The 20,381-nt window shown below is 31.7% G+C and carries 22 protein-coding genes; 14 read left to right on the plus strand and 8 right to left on the minus strand.

The features are described from left to right. The first annotated feature begins 29 nt into the window (after positions 1–29). Positions 30–443, plus strand: coding sequence for a S1 RNA-binding domain-containing protein (locus tag AC3IF2_RS02695; protein ID WP_489165481.1), 414 nt, complete (start codon positions 30–32; stop codon positions 441–443). Between the two features lie 51 nt (positions 444–494). Here AC3IF2_RS02695 and AC3IF2_RS02700 read toward each other — a convergent pair whose 3' ends face one another. After that, on the minus strand, positions 495–1,736 hold the full coding sequence (locus tag AC3IF2_RS02700; RefSeq protein WP_489165482.1) for an alpha/beta hydrolase: 1,242 nt from the start codon (positions 1,734–1,736) through the stop codon (positions 495–497). An 84-nt stretch (positions 1,737–1,820) separates the two neighbouring features. On the opposite strand from AC3IF2_RS02700, the gene AC3IF2_RS02705 reads away from it, so the two are divergent. Both AC3IF2_RS02705 and AC3IF2_RS02710 read left to right on the plus strand, forming a co-directional pair. Further along, a complete protein-coding gene (locus tag AC3IF2_RS02705) occupies positions 1,821–2,660 on the plus strand; it encodes a 1,4-dihydroxy-2-naphthoyl-CoA synthase (RefSeq protein WP_489165483.1) in 840 nt (279 codons plus the stop codon). Positions 2,661–2,679: 19 nt separating this feature from the next. Further along, positions 2,680–3,288 carry a fumarylacetoacetate hydrolase family protein gene (locus tag AC3IF2_RS02710; protein WP_489165484.1) on the plus strand — a complete coding sequence of 203 codons (609 nt, stop codon included), beginning with the start codon at positions 2,680–2,682 and terminating at the stop codon, positions 3,286–3,288. 1 nt (position 3,289) lies between these two features. Here the strand turns inward: AC3IF2_RS02710 and AC3IF2_RS02715 are convergent, their stop codons facing one another. Together AC3IF2_RS02715 and AC3IF2_RS02720 are read right to left on the minus strand one after the other, a co-directional pair. Beyond that, positions 3,290–4,768, minus strand: coding sequence for a M28 family peptidase (locus AC3IF2_RS02715; protein ID WP_489165485.1), 1,479 nt, complete (start codon positions 4,766–4,768; stop codon positions 3,290–3,292). A gap of 72 nt (positions 4,769–4,840) precedes the next feature. Next, entirely contained in the window at positions 4,841–5,872 is a 1,032-nt protein-coding gene (locus tag AC3IF2_RS02720) for an acetamidase/formamidase family protein (protein ID WP_489165486.1), read from the minus strand. A gap of 86 nt (positions 5,873–5,958) precedes the next feature. Here AC3IF2_RS02720 and AC3IF2_RS02725 point away from each other — a divergent pair, with 86 nt between their 5' ends. The 9 genes from AC3IF2_RS02725 to rlmF all read left to right on the plus strand — a co-directional run bounded on the left by AC3IF2_RS02725 (position 5,959) and on the right by rlmF (position 13,218). Continuing rightward, positions 5,959–7,203, plus strand: coding sequence for a competence/damage-inducible protein A (locus AC3IF2_RS02725; RefSeq protein WP_489165487.1), 1,245 nt, complete (start codon positions 5,959–5,961; stop codon positions 7,201–7,203). A gap of 77 nt (positions 7,204–7,280) precedes the next feature. Beyond that, positions 7,281–7,520: a 50S ribosomal protein L28 gene (gene rpmB, locus AC3IF2_RS02730; RefSeq protein ID WP_480198157.1), complete on the plus strand. Its 240-nt coding sequence runs from the start codon at positions 7,281–7,283 to the stop codon at positions 7,518–7,520. Positions 7,521–7,526: 6 nt separating this feature from the next. After that, complete coding sequence (rpmG, locus tag AC3IF2_RS02735; RefSeq protein WP_489165488.1) at positions 7,527–7,709, plus strand: 50S ribosomal protein L33; 183 nt, start codon at positions 7,527–7,529, stop codon at positions 7,707–7,709. Between the two features lie 9 nt (positions 7,710–7,718). Further along, positions 7,719–7,868, plus strand: a complete 150-nt coding sequence (locus AC3IF2_RS02740) for a DUF4295 domain-containing protein (protein ID WP_480198155.1) — start codon at positions 7,719–7,721, stop codon at positions 7,866–7,868. Positions 7,869–8,011: 143 nt separating this feature from the next. Further along, positions 8,012–8,965 (plus strand): signal recognition particle-docking protein FtsY, encoded by a 954-nt coding sequence (ftsY, locus tag AC3IF2_RS02745; RefSeq protein ID WP_489165489.1) that lies wholly within the window; start codon positions 8,012–8,014, stop codon positions 8,963–8,965. Continuing rightward, positions 8,965–9,306, plus strand: coding sequence for a hypothetical protein (locus AC3IF2_RS02750; protein WP_489165490.1), 342 nt, complete (start codon positions 8,965–8,967; stop codon positions 9,304–9,306). Before ftsY ends, AC3IF2_RS02750 begins: the two co-directional genes overlap by 1 nt. A gap of 4 nt (positions 9,307–9,310) precedes the next feature. Then, the gene (rimO, locus tag AC3IF2_RS02755; protein ID WP_489165491.1) at positions 9,311–10,621 is read left to right on the plus strand and encodes a 30S ribosomal protein S12 methylthiotransferase RimO; all 1,311 of its coding nucleotides are present in this window, start codon (positions 9,311–9,313) and stop codon (positions 10,619–10,621) included. Positions 10,622–10,703: 82 nt separating this feature from the next. Then, positions 10,704–12,314, plus strand: a complete 1,611-nt coding sequence (gene bshC, locus AC3IF2_RS02760) for a bacillithiol biosynthesis cysteine-adding enzyme BshC (protein WP_489165492.1) — start codon at positions 10,704–10,706, stop codon at positions 12,312–12,314. 4 nt (positions 12,315–12,318) lie between these two features. Then, the gene (rlmF, locus tag AC3IF2_RS02765) at positions 12,319–13,218 is read left to right on the plus strand and encodes a 23S rRNA (adenine(1618)-N(6))-methyltransferase RlmF (protein WP_489165494.1); all 900 of its coding nucleotides are present in this window, start codon (positions 12,319–12,321) and stop codon (positions 13,216–13,218) included. On the opposite strand, the gene AC3IF2_RS02770 is transcribed toward rlmF, so the two are convergent. From AC3IF2_RS02770 to AC3IF2_RS02790, 5 genes are all read right to left on the minus strand, one after another. Beyond that, positions 13,210–13,647 carry an NUDIX domain-containing protein gene (locus tag AC3IF2_RS02770; protein ID WP_489165495.1) on the minus strand — a complete coding sequence of 146 codons (438 nt, stop codon included), beginning with the start codon at positions 13,645–13,647 and terminating at the stop codon, positions 13,210–13,212. The two genes, rlmF and AC3IF2_RS02770, sit on opposite strands and share 9 nt — an antisense overlap. A gap of 31 nt (positions 13,648–13,678) precedes the next feature. Further along, positions 13,679–14,152 (minus strand): hypothetical protein, encoded by a 474-nt coding sequence (locus tag AC3IF2_RS02775; protein ID WP_489165496.1) that lies wholly within the window; start codon positions 14,150–14,152, stop codon positions 13,679–13,681. 155 nt (positions 14,153–14,307) lie between these two features. Then, entirely contained in the window at positions 14,308–14,691 is a 384-nt protein-coding gene (locus tag AC3IF2_RS02780) for a DoxX family membrane protein (protein WP_489165497.1), read from the minus strand. A gap of 58 nt (positions 14,692–14,749) precedes the next feature. Further along, entirely contained in the window at positions 14,750–16,312 is a 1,563-nt protein-coding gene (locus AC3IF2_RS02785; RefSeq protein ID WP_489165498.1) for an amidohydrolase family protein, read from the minus strand. Positions 16,313–16,340: 28 nt separating this feature from the next. Beyond that, positions 16,341–16,808: a histidine triad nucleotide-binding protein gene (locus AC3IF2_RS02790; protein ID WP_489165499.1), complete on the minus strand. Its 468-nt coding sequence runs from the start codon at positions 16,806–16,808 to the stop codon at positions 16,341–16,343. Positions 16,809–16,894: 86 nt separating this feature from the next. Here AC3IF2_RS02790 and guaA point away from each other — a divergent pair, with 86 nt between their 5' ends. Next, a complete protein-coding gene (guaA, locus tag AC3IF2_RS02795; protein ID WP_489165500.1) occupies positions 16,895–18,427 on the plus strand; it encodes a glutamine-hydrolyzing GMP synthase in 1,533 nt (510 codons plus the stop codon). After that, complete coding sequence (locus tag AC3IF2_RS02800; protein ID WP_489165501.1) at positions 18,418–20,337, plus strand: LysM peptidoglycan-binding domain-containing protein; 1,920 nt, start codon at positions 18,418–18,420, stop codon at positions 20,335–20,337. The genes guaA and AC3IF2_RS02800 overlap by 10 nt, the downstream gene beginning before the upstream one ends. Positions 20,338–20,381 lie beyond the last annotated feature (44 nt).

Genomic DNA, 20,381 nt, shown 5'->3' on the forward strand with positions numbered 1-20,381 from the left:
CTGCGAGGCTTTTTTAATAAATTATAATAATGAAAGAAGGTGATAAAGTCGATCTTATAATTGGTAAAGAATCGCCGTTAGGTTTTTCAGTGTTGATTGATGAGGAATTTGAAGGGTTGTTATATCGAAATGAAATTTATCAAGACATAAAAGAAGGACAAAGAATAGAAGGATATATAAAAAAGGTTAGAGAAGATGATAAGATTGATGTTAGTTTATCTCCACAAGGATTTAAAAATATTATAAACAATATTTCTAATCAGGTATTAGAGGTTTTAGAAGAGAATACAGGAGTTTTATATCTTACTGATAAAAGTTCACCAGATGATATCAAAGATCAGTTACAGATGAGTAAAAAGAATTTTAAAAAGGCGATTGGTAATCTCTATAAACAGAAAAGAATAAATATAACAGATGAGGCCATATATCTTTTAAAAAAGTAAAAGGGTAAGTTTATAAAACTTACCCTTTATAATATATAACTTTATTTACTATTATTTACCACCTTCAGTTTCTTCTTCAGTAGACTCTTCTTCTAAAGCTTCATCTTCAATTGGTTCATTTTTCTTTTTTGTTTTTGCTAAAACACGTTCAACATTTTGAAAATAGCCATCTGCATTAGGGTCATCAGAAGATATTTTTGCATAGCCATTTTTATAATATTTTAATGCTTTTTTAAGGTAATTAGCGGTTTCATAATATTGCCCAATGTAATAATCACCAATTGGCGATTCTGGATATAAACGATTAATCATTTTACCAAATTCTTCTAAATAAGCTCCTTCCTCTTTATCTAAAACAATAGACTCTATCGCAAAAATGTCACGTTGTCTTATTTTTAAATTTGAGCCAAACAAATATTGAATTTCAACATACTTACGTTCTAAGTATTCAATAGCTTCAGCCGGGCTTAATTCTGCAATATGGTTATCAAACTCATGTTTAGATATTGAAGAATACATTTCGAATATATGTGCAATTGCACCAGGAATTGCTTGTCCGATAGAAGATATTTTGGTTGAATTATCGAATTCATCAAACCTATAAATAAAACTTTCATTTTCAATATTATTTAAGATATAATGAATTTTTTCAATAGCTTCATCCTTTTTAACACCATTATATTTACCCGTGTTCATGTAGAAATATGTGTTACTTTCTAAACCAGGTATTTTTCCTTGAAAAAGCCCTGCCACATCAGGAGGAAACAGCGGATTAATATTAATATATGCTGTAAAAGACGGATTCTGTTCTACTAAATAGTAATTAATAAAATTGGCTGTTAATGTATTACCCACAATAGTTTTAAATGGAGAAATACGATACTTACTTTCTATATGATCTAATAACTCATTTTTAATAAATTTATAGAATTTAGAACTGGTTTCTGTTAACAGACCGTTTGCAATACTAATTTCACAATCAGTTTTCCGTTCATTTTTTTGATTTTGATAAACTCCCACTACAATTTGCTCTGGGGCTTTATCTTTTGAGGCAAAAAGTTTTGAATTAGCAACATAAATATCAAACAGATACTCTGCATCTAACACAATAGCAAGAGGGTAAACCCTTGTAGAATCTTCTTTATAAGAGTCTGGAACGTAGATTTTTAGTACACGTTCATTATTTAATTCTCCCGACATTTCGATAGATGTAAATTTCTCTAAATGAGTGTTTTGAGAGAATCCATAAACGGTAAAGAAGAGCAAAAATAGTTTAGCGAACAATTTTTTCATTTGTATGTTTTTTAAGTAATTCTTATCAATTTTTATTGTTTTTCATAATTGTATATTTACAAACGCAAAAAAGGATTAAATATTATGGATCAACCCAATTGGCAAATAGCCAAGACATTTGAAGATATCACCTATAAGAAGTGTAATGGTGTGGCTAGAATAGCATTTAATAGACCAGATGTGCGTAATGCCTTTAGACCAAAGACCACTAGTGAATTATATGATGCGTTTTATGATGCTCAAGAGGATACAAGTATTGGTGCTATTTTACTTTCAGCAGAGGGACCGTCAGCAAAAGATGGTGTTTATTCGTTTTGCAGTGGGGGAGATCAAAAAGCTCGAGGACATCAAGGTTATGTTGGTGAGGATGGCTATCATAGATTAAATATTTTAGAGGTACAGCGATTAATTCGTTTTATGCCAAAAGTTGTAATTGCTGTAGTGCCTGGATGGGCAGTTGGAGGCGGGCATAGCTTACATGTTGTGTGTGATATGACTCTAGCTAGTAAAGAACATGCTATTTTTAAGCAAACTGATGCAGATGTTACTAGTTTTGATGGTGGTTATGGCTCCGCTTATTTAGCTAAAATGGTAGGTCAAAAAAAAGCAAGAGAAATTTTCTTTTTAGGAAGAAATTATTCCGCACAAGAGGCCTATGAAATGGGTATGGTGAATGCAGTAATTCCTCATGTTGAATTAGAAGATACTGCGTATCAGTGGGCACAAGAGGTTTTGGCTAAGTCTCCTACCTCTATTAAAATGTTGAAGTTTGCAATGAATTTAACAGATGATGGTATGGTAGGTCAACAAGTCTTTGCTGGTGAAGCAACTCGATTAGCTTATATGACAGATGAAGCCAAAGAAGGAAGAAATGCTTTTCTTGAAAAACGAAAACCAAATTTTGAAAAAAAATGGATTCCTTAATTAAGGAAAATAAATTAGTATGAAAATTATTTGTATTGGTCGTAATTATGCTAAACATATTAAAGAATTAGCAAATGAAAAACCTGAAAATCCTGTTATTTTTTTAAAGCCTGATTCGGCAATTTTGCCAAAAAAGATGCCTTTTTTTATCCCACCTTTTTCTAATGATATTCATTACGAGGTAGAAGTTTTAGTTAAGATCAATAAGGTTGGTAAACATATAACTGAAAAATTCGCACATAAGTATTATGATGAAATTGGATTAGGTATAGATTTTACTGCTAGAGATGTACAATCAAATTGTAAAGAGAAAGGATTACCTTGGGAAAAGGCAAAAGCCTTTGATGGTAGTGCTGTGGTAAGTACTTTTTACCCTAAACATGAATTTGATCTTAATAATCTAAAATTTCAATTAAAAAAGAACGATAAAATAGTGCAAGATGGTAATACAAACGCTATGCTTTGGAAGATTGATGAATTAATAACATATGTATCACAATTTTTTACACTCAAAAAAGGTGATATTATATTTACAGGAACTCCTGCTGGAGTGGGTAAAGTTGCACCTAATGATATATTAACTGGAACTTTGGAAGGCAATAAAGCCTTCCAAATAAAAATTAAATAAATTAATTTTTAATAGCTGTTCTATTGTAAAGCTTTACTCCTGCATCATAGTACTTATCACCTTCTTTCCAAAAAGGAATTTCAGTATCATTTGCTATTAACCTACAAGCTAGCACATACGATTTGAAGAATTTTTCGAGATAGTCGTAATCTAAACCGTCTGGATTATCAGCTTGTTGATGGTAATATTTACCAATTTCAGCGTCAAAAGCAGTAAAGCCTAAACTAAAAGTTGGAGCTGGTATACCTTTCGCTGCAAAGTGTACGTTGTCAGATCGGTCAAACAAACCTTGCTCTGGAGCGGGGTCATCGATAGCTTTTAATCCAAAAGCTTCAGTTGCTTTTTTAATGTGTTTATCAGCTGTAGTTCTACCTAAACCAATTATGGTTGCTAAGCTTATGTCATTATATCCTCCATTATCACTATTAAAACAATATACCATTTTTTCTAATGGAATAACAGGATGCTCTACATACCATTTACTGCCTAACAATCCTTTTTCCTCTCCAGTAAATAGTATAAATAAGGCTGATCTCTTAGTAGGATATTTTGCAATGTTTTCTGCAGCACTTAGTACAGTAACTGTTCCTACAGCATTATCTCTAGCGCCATTGTAGATAGAGTCTTTTTCAGCATTTGGCTCACCAACACCTACATGATCATAATGCGCCGAATATATAACAAATTGGTCTTTTAATTTAGGATCTGAACCTTCAACCATGGCCACAACATTTCTACCTTTTATAGGAGTTTTATTAATACCATCTATGTTTAAACTAGCATTGATTGATTTTGTAGGTTCTAATTTTTTTAAGATAGAACCATCAGTGTCTTGTAGCCATAGATGAATAGATTTTTCATTATCATTTCCAGCTAACCCCATTTTATCAGTATTAAAAAAATGTGCAAAACGATCCCATAATTGGTCATTAGCACTACTAAGCTCGACTAAACCTGCTGCCTCATATTTTTTTACTAGCTCTCTTTTCTTTCTTCCGGCACCAAAAGCCGCTTGCGGATTATTACTCTCTGGCGTTCCAGATTTAACAATAACCAGTTTTCCTTTTACATCTTTATCTTTATAATCATCTTCTAATCCATAGTTGAGGTATATCGCTTTTCCATTAAAAAATGTGTTGTGCCCTCTTAATTGCATTAATTTATTAGAAGAAAAATCATTCAGTTTAATACCCAATTTAGTTGGAGCAGATGTGTTTTCTAATTCTACTTCTTGATAATAGCTACCATTATTAGCCGGTTTAGCACCATATCTTCTTAAAGTATTGGCTAAATATGAAGCTGCAATATCTATTTCGGGAGTTCCAGTTTCACGCCCCCTAAGTTCATCTGAAGCTAAAAAATAAATATGTCCTTCTATATCATTTTTTGAAATTGTAGCTTTTGTTTTTTCTAGATCTGTTTGCCCAGCTAGAGAAAAAAAGGATAGTAATAAAGCAAATGGTAGTAATGTTTTTTTCATAATTAAAATTTAAAGGACGCTAAAGGTAGCTGAATAAGGTATGAATTTCAAATATTTAACACAAAAGGTAAACTATTCAATTCCTAATACTTCTTTACTCATATGCATAGTAACTAGCATGTGAGGAACATCTACAGTTTCAGCTATTTTAAGATCACCAGACAGGGAACATAAAGCATAAGCTTCTAATTTAGAAAGTTTATGTTCTTTAATTAAATAATCTATCATATATAATGTAGCTTTTTTTGCAGCTTCATCTATAGTAGTGCCAAACCCAGTTGTAGCATAATAATCTTCTGTTTCGTATTGTGGTTCTTTAATGCTTTTGTCTTTAATCAACTCTATTTGATAGACAACCCTAAGAGGAACTTCAATTGCAGTACCACAAACTTCTCCATGACCTTGCACAGCATGACCATCACCTAAAGAAAACAAGCCGCCTTCAACAAAAACAGGAAAATAAACTGTAGTACCTTTAGTTAAGTTTGGATCATCCATATTACCACCATTTGCTCTTGGTGGAATTGTTGATAATAGTTCGGTAGTGGCCGGAGCAACCCCCATAACACCTGGAAAAGGGTTTAGTTCAATTTTTATATTGTCGTTAAAATTAACATGAGTTATATCTTTTCCTAATTTATAAGTTCTAAAATAGGATCCTTCAATAGAATCTGCAACAAAACCAAATCCCGAAAGAATAGCATTCCAACCCCAATCACCAACTTCAATTTCAAGGAGAGTAACTTTTAAGACATCTCCTGGTTGAGCATCTTCGACATAAACAGGCCCAGTAAGAGGGTGTACAAGATCTAAATTAAAATTTTTAAGATCTTCAACAGTAGAGTTTATATCAAATTGCTCATCAAAAGCATCTTCTGTAAATGCTTCTATAATTGCTCCAGATTTCACTGTTAAAATAGGCTTAATAGTGCTACTAAATTTATTATGTGTTTGGTCTTTAGTTAAGGTATATTGAGGTTTAATCTCATTTATAATTTTTGCCTTAGTTTCGATAATATTTTGTTCTTCGGTTTTAGTGTCATTTTTACAACTTGTAAAAAGCACTAATAATGTAAATAATCGAATATATTTTTTAGTTGGCATTTTAAAGAAATTTAAGGATGAATTAGTAATTAAAGTTACAAAATTATGAGGAATAGCGTTAAATTTGCTTTTTTATAAAAAAAGATTTGAACGCAGAAATAATAACTATTGGGGATGAAATTTTAATCGGACAAATAACCGATACTAATTCACAATGGATAGCCCAAGAGTTGAATAAAATTGGAGTTTCTGTTTTTCAGATTACCTCCATTCAAGATAAAAAATCACATATTTTGAAAGCATTATCGGAAGCGGAGAGTAATGCAAATATTGTAATTCTTACTGGTGGTTTAGGGCCAACAAAAGATGATATCACAAAGCACACTATAGCTGAATATTTTAATTCAGATCTAGAGTTGAATGAAGAAATTGTAGAACACATAAGAGCTATGTTTGAAAAAATTGGATATCAATTTACTGAGTTAAATAAACAACAAGCTTTACTTCCTATTAAGGCTAAGGTTCTAAAGAATTACTTAGGTACCGCTTCAGGAATGTGGTTTGAGAAAAATGGAAAAGTATTTATTTCGTTACCTGGAGTTCCCAATGAGATGAAAGGACTAATGCTTAGAAAAGTGTTACCAGTGCTTCAAGAATCTTTTGAATTACCATATATTATTCATAAAACTATCCTCACTTATGGAATGGGCGAAAGTAAAGTTGCTGAACGCATAGAAGAATGGGAGAATAATCTACCTCAGTTTATCAAGTTGGCATACTTGCCTGATTATGGTAGATTGAGATTGAGATTATCTGCAAAAGGTGATAATTACGAGTTTTTAGAGAATGAACTAAAAAACGAAGTAGTTAAACTAACCGAATTGATTAGTGATATTATAGTAGGTTATGATGAAGGTGAAAGTTTAGAAGCAGAAATAGGTAAATTATTAGTTGGTCAAGATAGAACTTTGGCTATTGCTGAAAGTTGTACAGGTGGAAATATTGCTAAAATGATTACTTCAGTTTCGGGTGCATCAAAATATTTTATTGGCTCTGTCACTAGTTATAATGAACGTATTAAAACAGATATCTTAAATGTGCCAAATAAATTAATTAATGATCATACAGTCGTTAGTTCTCAAGTAGCAGAATCTATGGCTTTAGGGATTAAAAAGTTGTACAGATCTGATTATGCCATCGCAATAACAGGTAATGCTGGTCCTACCAAAGACAAAACAGACGAATCTGTTGGTAAGGTTTATATTGCAATTGCATCACCATCAGGAATTTATGTAAAAGATTATCAATTCGGGCCACCACGCCAAAAAGTAATTCAAAAAGCTTCCGTTAAAGCGTTAGAATTGTTAAAAACTTCTATCTTAAAAAATTAGTAATATAGTTTGTTAATTCTTTAAAAAGTTATTACTTTTGCACCTCGTTTTAGAACAACCATTAAAACAGTTTAGAAATGTCAAGAGTTTGTGAGTTAACAGGAAAAAAAGCAATGGTAGGAAACAACGTTTCTCATGCCATGAATAAAACGAAACGTAAGTTCGACGCTAACTTAATGAAAAAGCGTTTTTATATTCCAGAAGAAGATAAGTGGATTACTTTAAAAGTGTCAGCTTCTGCTTTAAAGAATATCAATAAAAAAGGAATTTCTGCTGTAATTAAAGAAGCCAGAGCAAATGGCTTTTTAAAAAAATAATATCAAATGGCAAAGAAAGGTAATAGAATACAGGTTATCTTAGAATGTACTGAGCATAAAAATAGTGGTATGCCAGGTACTTCTAGATATATTACAACTAAGAGTAAAAAGAATACTCCAGATAGAATGGAATTGAAAAAATTCAATCCTATCTTAAAGAAAATGACAGTTCATAAAGAGATTAAATAATATTGAGTCATGGCAAAGAAAGCAGTAGCGTCGTTACAAACAGGTTCTAAAAGATTAACTAAAGCCATCAAAATGGTAAAGTCTCCTAAAACAGGTGCTTACACTTTTGTTGAGGCTATTATGGATCCGTCTAAAGTAAACGATTTCTTAAAGAAATAGTCGCTTTAAAACGTATATAAAAGAGCTACTTTCATACATTTGAAGGTAGCTTTTCTTTTTTATATTTATGCCATAATTTCATATAGTAATAAATGGTTTAACTTTTGCACAAGAAAGTTATATTAAAATTGATTATATAATTAATGAGTTTATTTAAAAACATATTTTCTAAAGAGAAAAAAGAGACTTTAGACAAAGGCTTAGAAAAGAGTAAGTCTTCTTTTTTTGGAAAATTATCTAAAGCCGTTGCCGGAAAATCTAAAGTAGATGATGATGTACTTGATAATTTAGAAGAAGTATTAGTATCTTCTGATGTAGGTGTTGCTACTACTTTAAAGGTTATTGATAGAATTGAAGCTAGAGTAGCTCGAGATAAATATTTAGGAACTGAAGAGTTGAATCAAATTCTTCGTGAAGAGATTGCTGCTTTACTTTCGGAAACTAATGTTGGCAACGAAACTGAATTTTCAATTCCAAAAGATAAAAAACCATACGTTATTATGGTGGTAGGTGTAAATGGTGTAGGTAAGACCACTACTATTGGTAAACTGTCTTCGCAATTCAAAAAACAAGGGTTAAAAGTAGTTTTAGGTGCGGGTGATACATTCCGTGCCGCGGCTATAGATCAATTGCAAGTGTGGGCAGATAGAGTAGATGTACCGATTGTTAAACAAAAGATGGGTTCAGATCCGGCTTCTGTAGCATTTGATACAGTACAATCTGCAGTTAATCAAGACGCAGATGTTGTAATTATCGATACTGCAGGTCGTTTGCATAACAAGGTTAATTTAATGAATGAGTTAACTAAGATCAAACGAGTAATGCAAAAAACAGTTGTAGACGCGCCACATGATGTGCTATTAGTTTTAGACGGCTCAACTGGTCAAAACGCTTTTGAACAAGCTAAGGCATTTACAAAAGCTACAGAGGTTACTTCTTTAGCCGTTACTAAGTTAGATGGTACAGCTAAAGGAGGTGTGGTTATTGGTATTTCAGATCAATTTCAGATTCCAGTAAAATATATTGGAGTAGGTGAGGGCATTGACGATCTTCAAGTATTCAATAAACACGAATTCGTAGACTCTTTCTTCAAATAATGGAAAGTTCAACTAGAAATTTAATGGTTTTATACGGTATAGTTGCTTTTCTATCTATTGCCGGTGTAGCATTAAATATTATTCAGGTTTTTAATTTAAGATCGCTAGATGATCCAAAAACTACCCAAGAAGTTATTCAGGTTTTTTCTAAAGGATTTTATACAATAGCATTCTTTTATTTAGCAATAGCCTTAATTTCTTTAGGAGTATTGATAAAGAAAAGATTTTCTAAATCACTTTTAATAGTTTTAGCTGTTTTGTTGATTGCGACTTTTGTTTTTGGACCGTTTATTTTTGATTTGATGCTAGGTGATTCTACACTTGATTTAAATGTAAAATAGAGATATGCGTACAAAAACTACAAAACAGAATAAGATCAATGTGGTAACCCTAGGTTGTTCAAAGAATATTTATGATTCTGAGGTATTGATGGGGCAATTACAAGCTAATGGTAAAGAAGTTGTACATGAGGATGAAAATGATGATGGTAATATTGTCGTAATAAATACTTGTGGATTTATAGGTAAGGCCAAAGAAGAATCGGTCAATACCATTTTACATTATGCTCATAAAAAAGAAAAAGGAGAAGTAGATAAAGTATTTGTAACAGGTTGCCTAAGTGAACGCTACAAACCAGATCTAGAGAAAGAAATACCAGATGTAGACCAATACTTTGGCACACATGATTTACCAAATCTTTTAAAAGTCTTAGAAGCTGATTATAAACATGAGCTATTAGGTGAACGTTTAACTACCACACCTAAGCATTATGCTTATTTAAAGATTGCTGAAGGTTGCGATCGACCATGCTCGTTTTGTGCAATTCCATTGATGCGAGGTAAACATAAGTCAACTCCAATTGAAGAATTGGTTATTGAAGCTGCCAAATTAGCCGAAAAAGGCATTAAAGAATTAATCTTAATTGCCCAAGATCTAACCTATTACGGGCTTGATATTTACAAAAAACGTGCTTTAGCTGATCTATTAAAAGAGTTAGTAAAGATTGATGGTATCGAATGGATTCGTTTGCATTATGCTTTTCCTACAGGATTTCCATTAGAGGTACTTGAGGTTATGAAAAATGAGCCAAAAGTTTGCAATTACTTAGATATCCCATTGCAGCATATCAATACCGACATTTTAAAATCCATGCGTCGAGGTACAACATTTGAAAAAACAAATAAACTACTCAAAGAATTTCGTGCTTCTGTACCAAATATGGCTATTCGTACAACCTTAATTGTTGGTTATCCTGGTGAAACAGATGAAATTTTTGAAGAGTTAAAGCAATGGGTAATTGATACCCGTTTTGATCGTTTAGGTGCTTTTGCTTATTCACATGAAGAAAATACACATGCTGCTACACTAGTAGATGATGTGCCTAATGATGTTAAAGAGCAACGTGTTTCTGAAATTATGGAGATTCAAAGCCAAATTTCTTGGGAGCTAAACCAAGAAAAAATAGGTAAAACATTCAAATGTATTTTCGACAGAAAAGAGGGCAATTACTTTTTTGGACGTACCGAATTTGACTCGCCCGACGTAGATAATGATGTAATTGTTGATGCTCGTGAGCATTATGTTCAAATAGGTCAGTTTGTTAATATAAAAATTACTTCGGCAGGCGATTTCGATCTTAACGGAATACCTGTTTAGTTAAAAAAATGTTAGTAATATTGTTAGACATCGACTGATGCTCTAAATTTTAGTAATTTTAGCAAGATCAAATGCATTTTTAATGACCGAAGAAGATTGTAAAGTTAAAGTTCAAACAATTCCTTTTAAACAAACTGGTTATTTTTCTAAAACTATATGTGATTATTTAGATCAAGTAGAAAGTATTAAACCTTTTTATAATAATTTTCCTAATCTTAACGGCTTCAAAAATCAGCTAAAAGAAAAACGTCATTTTTCACAGAACAATCGCAATATTTTAGTTAATTCTCTTAATAATCAGTATAAGAATGTATCTGTTTCAGATAAAACAAAACAAAATATTCAAAGCCTTTCTAGAGAGAATACTTTTACGGTTACCACAGGTCATCAACTAAATTTATTTACTGGCCCATTATATTTTTTATACAAGATCATTTCGGCAATCAACTTATCAGAAAAATTGAAAGAAGAATTTCCTGAAAATAATTTTGTTCCTGTTTATTGGATGGCTACAGAAGATCACGATTTTGATGAGATTAATTTTTTTAACCTTAACGGGAAGAAATTGAGCTGGGAGAGAGAATGTAAAGGTGCAGTCGGTAGACTATCTACAGAAGGATTAAGAGAGGTTTTTAATGAATTTTCTAAGCAAATTGGCTCTACCAAAAATGCAAATTATTTAAAAAGCCTTTTCCGAAAAGGATATTTAGAGCATAATAGCTTAGCTGAAGCAACTCGATATATTGCAAATGAATTATTTAGTGAGTACGGACTTGTAATCGTTGACGGTGATGATAGACAATTGAAGCGCTTATTTATTCCGTTTGTTGAAGAAGAATTGATCAATCAAACAAGTTATATAAAAGCTACTGAAACAATTTCTAAGTTAGAAAAAGATTATAAAATTCAGGTAAATCCACGTGAAATCAATTTATTCTATTTAACCGACGATTTAAGAGAACGAATTTTATTTGAGGGTGGAGTTTATAAGGTAAATAATACAGATATTTTTTTCAGCAGGAGTGAGTTATTAGATTGCCTCAACGAGGAACCAGAGAGATTTTCGCCTAATGTAATAATGAGGCCATTATATCAAGAGGTTATCTTGCCAAATCTATGTTACATCGGTGGTGGAGGCGAATTAGCTTATTGGTTTGAATTAAAAAAATATTTTGAGGCAGTAGAAATCCCATTCCCTATTTTGCTATTGCGTAATTCTGTATTATTACAGTCTGAAAAACAATACAATAAGTTAGAAAAACTAACTATTTCTCAAGATGAGATATTTTTAAAGCAAAATGATTTAGTCAATAAAAAGATTAAAGAAATCTCTGAATTTGAAATTGATTTTTCTGCACAGAGAGAACTGCTTAAAAAGCAATTTGCAGAATTAGAAAAGATTGCAGAGCAAACCGATAAATCATTTATTGGTGCGGTAAAAGCTCAAACCAAAAAACAATTAAACGGATTAGATAACCTCGAAAAACGTTTGTTAAAAGCTGAAAAACGCAGACACTCTGAATTAGGTACACGAATTAAAGTCTTACAAGATGAATTATTTCCTAATCAGAGTTTAGAAGAACGGCAACGTAATTTTTCTGAATATTATTTAGAATACGGTGAACAGCTAATTCCGAAATTGGCAGAAAGTTTAGATCCATTAATCGGAGAGTTTTCAATAGTACAATTATAATTTCATGGAAAAGCAGCTAAGTTTGCACCCTAGAAATAAACATAAGTCAGGGTATGATTTTTCTAAACTTTGTGACGTTTATCCTACCTTAAAAAAAATTGTATTTATAAATAAGTATAATACTTCTACTATTGATTTTTCATCGCCTGAAGCTGTTAAAAAACTAAATAAGGCATTATTGCTAGCGCATTATAATATAATCTATTGGGAATTTCCTGATGCAAATTTATGTCCACCTATTCCTGGGCGTGTTGATTATATTCATCATTTGTCGGATTTGTTAGAAAGCTCAAATATTAAAAAAGTGAGAGCTCTAGATGTAGGAACTGGGGCAAGTTGTATTTACCCATTATTAGGAAATTCTGAATACAACTGGGAATTTGTTGCAACAGATATTAACGAAGAATCATTACATCATGCCAACCAAAATATTAGTAAGAATAAATTAGAAAAAGTAATTGAGTTACGTTTACAAAAGGATAAAACAAATATTTTTAATGGAATACTAAATCAAGAGGATAAATTTTCTGTTACACTTTGTAATCCACCTTTTTATAATTCCATAGAAGATGCTAAGAGGCAGAATATAAGAAAAAATAAAGGCCTGAATAATAAGTCTAATCAAAGAAATTTTGCAGGTATTGAGAATGAACTAAGTTATAAAGGTGGAGAAAAAGCGTTTTTGCATACTTATTTATACGAAAGTTCACTATTTAAAAAACAATGTTTTTGGTATACAACTTTAGTTTCTAATAAAGATAACTTAAAAAGTATGTATGCTTCTTTAGAAAAATTAGGTGCTACTAATACTGAAACGATACCTTTACACCAAGGTAATAAAATTACACGCATTGTAGCTTGGACATTTTTGAATGAAAAAGAAAAAATAGATTGGTTACAATAATTGACATAATTCTAGAGCTTTTGTATATGCTTTTAGTCTAAATTTCACATCAAAATTTTGTAATTCTTCTGGGTTTATCCAATACAATTTTTCAAACTCATCATCTTGTGGTATAAGCTCCCAAGAAGTATTGTAATTGATTTTTACTACAGCCAGTTCTTGTCCTTTATAGATATAATATGGGTCTTCAGGAGGATAGATATATCTAACTCTTTCTTTAAATAGAATTTCTATATCATCTTCAGAAATTGAAATTCCTAACTCTTCATTCAATTCTCGTTTCACGCCTGCTATAATATCCTCTCCAGGATTCAATCCACCTTGAGGAAATTTATAGCCACCATCACGTGGCGACGAACCAATTAAGACTTTATTATCTTTATTGATAAGTACGGCTAAAACAGCTATGCGAAAAGTATTCTTCATCATAACTCAAAAATACAATTATTTTAAGTCGCTGCTAGATAGCTGATAAGTGAATAACGCGTTCTACGTTATTATTATCTTCATCCATAATTTGTAAAGTAGGGATCTTAGATATTTTTTCTATAATATTTTGAATATCTAAAACGAAGTCGGTAAGAATTTTACCTACTTTCTTGTCTGAAGAGATCATTTTGTCTTGAGGATAATGCTCAGCTAAAAAAGAAAAGTGTTCAGAATTTAATGCAGTAAAAGTATCTTTCTTGAGCATTAGCGCCTGATATAGTAAAGAATAAATCTTTAGTTTTTGCTTATTTAGTTTAGAAACTGATCTAATTTGCATTAACAGGTCTAATCTAGTTTTAAAGGTCATTCGTCCTTTTAATCCTAAGGCATTAATTGTTTCTATATCGTTTACACCTAAACGCTTAATTAAATACTTAGAAATTAGTCGATCAATGTTGTAAGTAGTGTAAAAGAATTCCTCTTTTACTTCTTTTAATATATTCATAGCACAATAGGGTTACAAGACGTACTCTTACTTATGTTTTACAATAAATTTAAGGAGAGAGAACCTCTTTTTTATAGCAATTTTAACCACTAATTTGTTAATGGTTATCTCAAATATATTAATAAAAAAGGCTTAAAATTATAGAAATTAACATTTTACAACTTTTCACCAATAATTGGTATGTTTTTTCTATTTAACAGTAAAGTAATAAGGGCAAGTACAAAAATTAGTACAGCCATACCAAATAAAGTACCACCGTCACCATTAATTTCTATACCTAATTTGGTTAAATGCATAAATATTGCTCCTGCTAAAATGCCCAACGTCATTGCAGCGCCAAGCCATGCAGTTCTTGGAATTAAAATTAAAATAGCAGCAATTAATTCTGCGATACCTGAACCAATTCTTCCCACATCACCTAACCCGGTTTTTTCAAAAATATAAACACTATCTGGATGTGCAGTAAACTTGTAGCGAAGAGTTTGAATTAATAAAACAGCAATTACAACTCTTATTATTAAAGGGAAGTATTTTTTCATGGTCTGGAATTTTAATTATTTCTAATTTTTAGACGCCAGAATTAAAAATCATTACAAGCTAATTTTTCACACCAGGTTGAGTAATTTTAAAATTTTCTTTTTGTTTTGCTTCATCAACCATATTTTTCACATCGGCTAGTAGTTTCTTTGCGTCATAAATAATTCCATCTTTTATGGTGTATTTAACTCCGCCAACTCGAACTACTTCATTATCTTCTGTAAGCTTAATGGCTCCTGTACCATATAATGCTTTAAGGTTTAACAATGGGTTTTCTTCTAAAATGACAAAATCTGCTAGTTTTCCTATTTCAATAGAGCCTATTTTATCATCCCAACCTAAAGCTTCAGCACCATTTAGAGTAGCTGCTCTAATTACTTCTAATGGATGAAATCCGGCTTCGCGGAGTAACTCTAATTCTCGTATATAAGCAAAGCCATATAATTGAAAAATGAATCCAGAATCGGAACCAGCTGTAACTCGACCACCTCTATTTTTATATTCATTTATAAAAGTCATCCATAATTGGTAATTTTTTTTCCATGCGATCTCTTGCTCAGTACCCCAATAATGCCAGTAAGAACCATGCGATATTTTACTTGGTTGATAGAATTTCCATAAGGACGGTAAAGTATAGTCTTCGTGCCATTCTGCCCTTCTAGCTCTTTGAAGATCTCTACTTGCTTCATAGATATTAAATGTTGGGTCTAGGGTAAAATCTAGTTCAAGCAATTCGTTCATTACTTTGTTCCAATGTTCAGAATAAGGTTTGGCAGCTTGCTGCCATAGTCTACCAGCTTCTTCAAAACGATGTTGTTCATTGTTATAGTTATATTCTAGAGGGTAATGCTGAACGGTTCTATCTTCAAATAAAGCTTCAGGTAAACCATACCAATGCTCCATAGATGTCATTCCTGCTCTAGCAGAGTGTAGCACATTCCATCTTGCAACACTCATTTGTGCATGATGAGCAGTAGATCTTAGGCCTAATTTTTTATTCTCGTCTAATGCCGCAGCCATAATTTCTGGTTCTGCACCAAAAAATTTGATACCATCTGCACCATTTTTTGCATTCTGCCTTACCCAGACTCTTGCCATTTCTGGCGTGCTAATAGGTTTATCACTTCCAGAACCAAAGCCCGTATATTCAAAAATTCTGGGTGCTATAATTTCATTAGCTGCACTCTGACGTTTGAGTTCTATTGCATTGCGACCACTAGGTTGTTTAACTGTTGTTATTCCATGAGCCATCCATAATTTAAAAACATAATCTGGTTCTGCTCCTTGAGCTTTTCCACCAATATGACCGTGCATGTCAACAAACCCTGGTAATAGATACATTCCATTAGCATCCAATTCTTTTCCACCAGCTTTTAGCTTAGGTCGTTTACTTTCATCTATTTTAACTCCAGGATATCCTACAACTTTTATATCCTTAATGATATTATTTTCAACTACTATATCAACAGGACTTATTGGAGGTGCTCCATTACCATTAATAAGTGTGACTCCTCTAATAATAAGCTGTGAAAATGGGCCTTCACTAAAATTTTGATCGTTTTGTGAAAATCCGACAAGAGAAAAACTAATAATTAAGATAAGAAGGATGCAATATTTTTTCATAATATAGTAAGGTTAGAGATTCGCTAAGTTAATCAACATTTTTTTTATAATCTTGAGTTACCATAGGCCCAAGTTTTTTACCACCTAATAAATGTAAGTGAATATGAAAGACAGATTGACCAGAATCTTCATTATTGTTCATAGAAAGCCGATACCCTGTTTCTGCAATTCCTTTTTCTTTTGCTAGCTTTTTAGCCACTAAAAAAAGTTTACCAAGCACTCTGGTATCTTCTTCTGTTGCATCATTAATGGTATAAATTTCTTTTTTTGGCACAATAAGTAAATGTACTGGAGCTTGCAAACGTAAAGGAACAAAAGCAATAACATCATCATCTTCATATTCTATGGTTGCTGGCAATTCCCTTTTTATAATTTTAGTGAATACAGAACCTTTTTCAATTTTTTCTCGCTTCTTTTTGGTATATGCTTCGCTTTGTGCTGTTGAGAAAGAAGTTCCAGCAATAAAATACATTAGGAATAGGTAAATAATTTTCATTAGAATAAATTTTATAGAACAACAAATTACTAAATATTTTTATAGAAAGAGGTTCAAGATTTCTCAATTTAATTTTACTTTTGCAAATGCAACAGAAGGTACTTATTTTAGATTTCGGATCGCAGTTTACTCAACTTATAGCTCGCCGAATTAGAGAACTGAATATTTATTGTGAAATTCATCCTTTTAACAGCAAAAAGGTTAACTCAGATGATTATAAGGCCGTTATTCTGTCTGGAAGCCCTCATTCAGTAAGAAGTGAAAACGCACCTCAACCTGATCTCACTAATATTAAAGGTAAAAAACCGCTACTAGGAATCTGCTACGGAGCACAGTATTTAGTTCATTTTTATGGAGGTAAAGTTGGTGTTTCAAATACTAGAGAATATGGTAGGGCGAACCTGACCTCCATTGACGCTTCTAATACATTGTTTAATGGTGTTGAGGATAATTCTCAAGTTTGGATGAGTCATTCAGATACTATTTTAGAAATACCTACAAATTACAAGCGTATAGCTAGTACACATGATGTTGAATATGCTGCCTATAAAATTGAGGATGAAGATACCTATGCTATTCAGTTTCACCCAGAAGTCTATCATTCAACAGATGGTAAAAAACTACTCGAAAATTTCTTAGTAAACATTGCGCAAGTTGAGCAAAGTTGGACTCCAGATTCTTTTGTTGATTCTACAGTTAATTCATTAAAAGAAAAGTTGGGTGACGATAAAGTTGTTCTAGGTTTATCTGGAGGTGTAGACTCTAGTGTTGCAGCCGTTCTACTAGATAAAGCTATTGGTAAAAATTTATATTGTATCTTCGTTAATAACGGTTTACTGCGTAAGAATGAGTTTGATAGCGTTCTGGAACAGTATAAAGGAATGGGTTTAAATGTAAAAGGTGTTGATGCTTCGGCACGTTTTTTGAAAGCCCTACAAGGAATTGCCGATCCTGAGAAAAAACGAAAAGCGATCGGTAATACGTTCATTGATGTTTTTGATGATGAAGCTCATAGAATAGAAGATGTAAAATGGTTGGGTCAGGGTACAATTTACCCTGATGTAATTGAATCTGTTTCAGTTACTGGAGGACCTTCTGCTACAATTAAAAGTCATCATAATGTTGGAGGATTACCAGATTTTATGAAGTTGAAGATTGTTGAGCCATTACGAATGATCTTTAAAGATGAAGTAAGAAGAGTAGGTAAGTCTTTAGGAATGAGTCCAGATTTACTAGGAAGACATCCTTTTCCTGGTCCAGGATTAGGCATTAGAATTTTAGGTGATATTACAGCTGAAAAAGTTCGAATTCTTCAAGAAGTAGATGCTATTTTTATAAACGGTTTAAAGAAGTGGAATTTGTATAATGATGTATGGCAAGCTGGTGCGATGCTACTACCAGTAAATTCAGTTGGTGTAATGGGTGATGAACGCACCTATGAAAAAGTTGTAGCTTTAAGAGCAGTTTCATCTACAGATGGTATGACAGCAGATTGGGTAAATTTACCTTATGAGTTTTTACAAGAAACATCAAATAAAATAATTAATAATGTGCCTGGTGTAAATAGAGTAGTGTACGACATTAGCTCTAAACCACCAGCAACTATTGAATGGGAATAGTATATAATCAACCAATGAATAAGATAAAGTTTTTAATAATTGTTTTCCTTTTTAGTTTTGTTTCTCTTTTTTCGCAAGAGAAAAAGTATACTAAGTATTTAGTACAAGAAGGTGAAACTATACAAAGTATCTCTCAAAAATTATCGATAACGCCTCACGACTTATTAAAATTAAATCCTGATCTTAAAAATGGATTAGAAGGTATTAAGGTATTGATCATACCAAATAAAAATTATAAGCAAGCATTACCTGAAAATCATAAAGATTATGTAGAAAATGGGTTTTTATTCCACAAAGTTTTACCAAAAGAGAATTTTTTTAGATTAAAAAAACAATATGGTGTTGCCAAAAGAATTTTACGAAAACACAATCCGATTTTAAGAAGAGAAGATTTAAAAGTAGGACAAATAATTAAAATTCCAGTTGATCGTAATTTTCAATTGTCTGGCACAACTGAAAATATGGTAGATTCTAATACAAAACCATATTTAGTTAAAGCTAAAGAAACCAAATACAGCATCTCGAGACGATACGGAATTAGTATTGAAAAGCTTGAAGAATTAAACCCAAAAATAAAGGTTGAAGGATTACAAAAAGATGCTATTATTTTAGTGCCTAATTCAGCTGAAATTCCTGATGAAAGTGAAGATTTTGTAACACATCAAGTTGAGAAAAAAGAGACCATTTTTAGTTTAGGCCAAAAATTTAATATTTCTGAAGAAGAACTAATTACTGCTAACCCTGAGCTTAGAGAAGGACTTATAGAAGGAATGTTGATTAAAATTCCAACACTAGACTTGTTAGATTCTGAGAAGATGTTTACGCCAATTATAACTCCAGATAAGCAAATTAATGCAGTGTTATTGTTACCATTTATGAGTAATAAAGCGAGTGTGGATTTTGAGAAGAATAGAACGAGTGATATTGTTTCAGATTTTTATTTAGGTGCTCAAATGGCATTAGATTCTTTAAAAAAACAGGGCTTGTCTGTAAATGTAAAAGTTTTTGATACAAGAAATAATAAACAAAGAATACAGACTATTTTTAGTGCTCTAGATATTTCTGATATAGATGTTATTATTGGTCCGATGTTTTATGATAACATAGAATATGTCTCCAGTTTATTGAGAGGTAGAAATGTTCCAATAATTTCTCCTGTGTCAAAAAAGGATCATTCAAAAATTTATAATTCAGACCTAATACAAGAGATTCCTTCCAGAGAAGGACTATCTGCAAAAGTACTTTCTTATATAAAGGATAATTATAAGGAACAAAATTTGGTAGTAATAACTGATGATAAAGAAGAGACAATTCCTTTTTTAAATGCTATTGTTAATGATTTGCAAATGATAGATACCATTAATAAAATTGAAGTTATTAAGCCAAAAAAGGGATATATAAAACCTGAAATTTTTAGAAAAAAGCTGATAAAAAATAAAGATAACTGGGTTGTTTTGATTACTGAAGATGCAGTGGTAACTAGAGATGTTATAAATAACCTTGGTGTGTTGCCTAAAGAATTTATGCCAACACTTTTTGCCCTAGAAAAAGGAAGGAATTTTGATGACCAAAATGATATTAATAATAGTTTGGCACATGTTAACTTTCATTACCCTACCTATAGCTTTATAAATTATGAGAATGATTCGATTAAACGTTTTGTTAAGTCTTATAAAAGAATCAATTATGTAGAACCTTCAGAATATGCTTTTAGAGGATTTGACCTTACCTATGATAGTTTATTGAGGTTTGGTAGTTATGAGAACGTAGATAGTGCTTTAAATGCTGGTGTTTCTGAAAGGTTATGTACCAAGTTTTATTATAAAAGAAATAATTCTGGTGGTGGGTTTGTGAATAACGGCGTGTACTTAATAAGATATGATGGATTAAATTTAGTTGAAGTAGAATAATAAGATATATAGTAAAATAAAAAAGCTCTCTATTTGTAGAGAGC

The organism is Maritimimonas rapanae (assembly GCF_057837205.1).

Bases quoted from the DNA above. Each gene is read 5' to 3' on its own strand.
- AC3IF2_RS02695 (WP_489165481.1), top strand. From the start codon at position 30: ATGAAAGAAGGTGATAAAGTCGATCTTATAATTGGTAAAGAATCGCCG.
- AC3IF2_RS02700 (WP_489165482.1), bottom strand. From the start codon at position 1,736: ATGAAAAAATTGTTCGCTAAACTATTTTTGCTCTTCTTTACCGTTTAT.
- AC3IF2_RS02705 (WP_489165483.1), top strand. From the start codon at position 1,821: ATGGATCAACCCAATTGGCAAATAGCCAAGACATTTGAAGATATCACC.
- AC3IF2_RS02710 (WP_489165484.1), top strand. From the start codon at position 2,680: ATGAAAATTATTTGTATTGGTCGTAATTATGCTAAACATATTAAAGAA.
- AC3IF2_RS02715 (WP_489165485.1), bottom strand. From the start codon at position 4,768: ATGAAAAAAACATTACTACCATTTGCTTTATTACTATCCTTTTTTTCT.
- AC3IF2_RS02720 (WP_489165486.1), bottom strand. From the start codon at position 5,872: ATGCCAACTAAAAAATATATTCGATTATTTACATTATTAGTGCTTTTT.
- rpmB (WP_480198157.1), top strand. From the start codon at position 7,281: ATGTCAAGAGTTTGTGAGTTAACAGGAAAAAAAGCAATGGTAGGAAAC.
- rpmG (WP_489165488.1), top strand. From the start codon at position 7,527: ATGGCAAAGAAAGGTAATAGAATACAGGTTATCTTAGAATGTACTGAG.
- AC3IF2_RS02740 (WP_480198155.1), top strand. From the start codon at position 7,719: ATGGCAAAGAAAGCAGTAGCGTCGTTACAAACAGGTTCTAAAAGATTA.
- ftsY (WP_489165489.1), top strand. From the start codon at position 8,012: ATGAGTTTATTTAAAAACATATTTTCTAAAGAGAAAAAAGAGACTTTA.
- AC3IF2_RS02750 (WP_489165490.1), top strand. From the start codon at position 8,965: ATGGAAAGTTCAACTAGAAATTTAATGGTTTTATACGGTATAGTTGCT.
- rimO (WP_489165491.1), top strand. From the start codon at position 9,311: ATGCGTACAAAAACTACAAAACAGAATAAGATCAATGTGGTAACCCTA.
- bshC (WP_489165492.1), top strand. From the start codon at position 10,704: ATGACCGAAGAAGATTGTAAAGTTAAAGTTCAAACAATTCCTTTTAAA.
- rlmF (WP_489165494.1), top strand. From the start codon at position 12,319: ATGGAAAAGCAGCTAAGTTTGCACCCTAGAAATAAACATAAGTCAGGG.
- AC3IF2_RS02770 (WP_489165495.1), bottom strand. From the start codon at position 13,647: ATGATGAAGAATACTTTTCGCATAGCTGTTTTAGCCGTACTTATCAAT.
- AC3IF2_RS02775 (WP_489165496.1), bottom strand. From the start codon at position 14,152: ATGAATATATTAAAAGAAGTAAAAGAGGAATTCTTTTACACTACTTAC.
- AC3IF2_RS02780 (WP_489165497.1), bottom strand. From the start codon at position 14,691: ATGAAAAAATACTTCCCTTTAATAATAAGAGTTGTAATTGCTGTTTTA.
- AC3IF2_RS02785 (WP_489165498.1), bottom strand. From the start codon at position 16,312: ATGAAAAAATATTGCATCCTTCTTATCTTAATTATTAGTTTTTCTCTT.
- AC3IF2_RS02790 (WP_489165499.1), bottom strand. From the start codon at position 16,808: ATGAAAATTATTTACCTATTCCTAATGTATTTTATTGCTGGAACTTCT.
- guaA (WP_489165500.1), top strand. From the start codon at position 16,895: ATGCAACAGAAGGTACTTATTTTAGATTTCGGATCGCAGTTTACTCAA.
- AC3IF2_RS02800 (WP_489165501.1), top strand. From the start codon at position 18,418: ATGGGAATAGTATATAATCAACCAATGAATAAGATAAAGTTTTTAATA.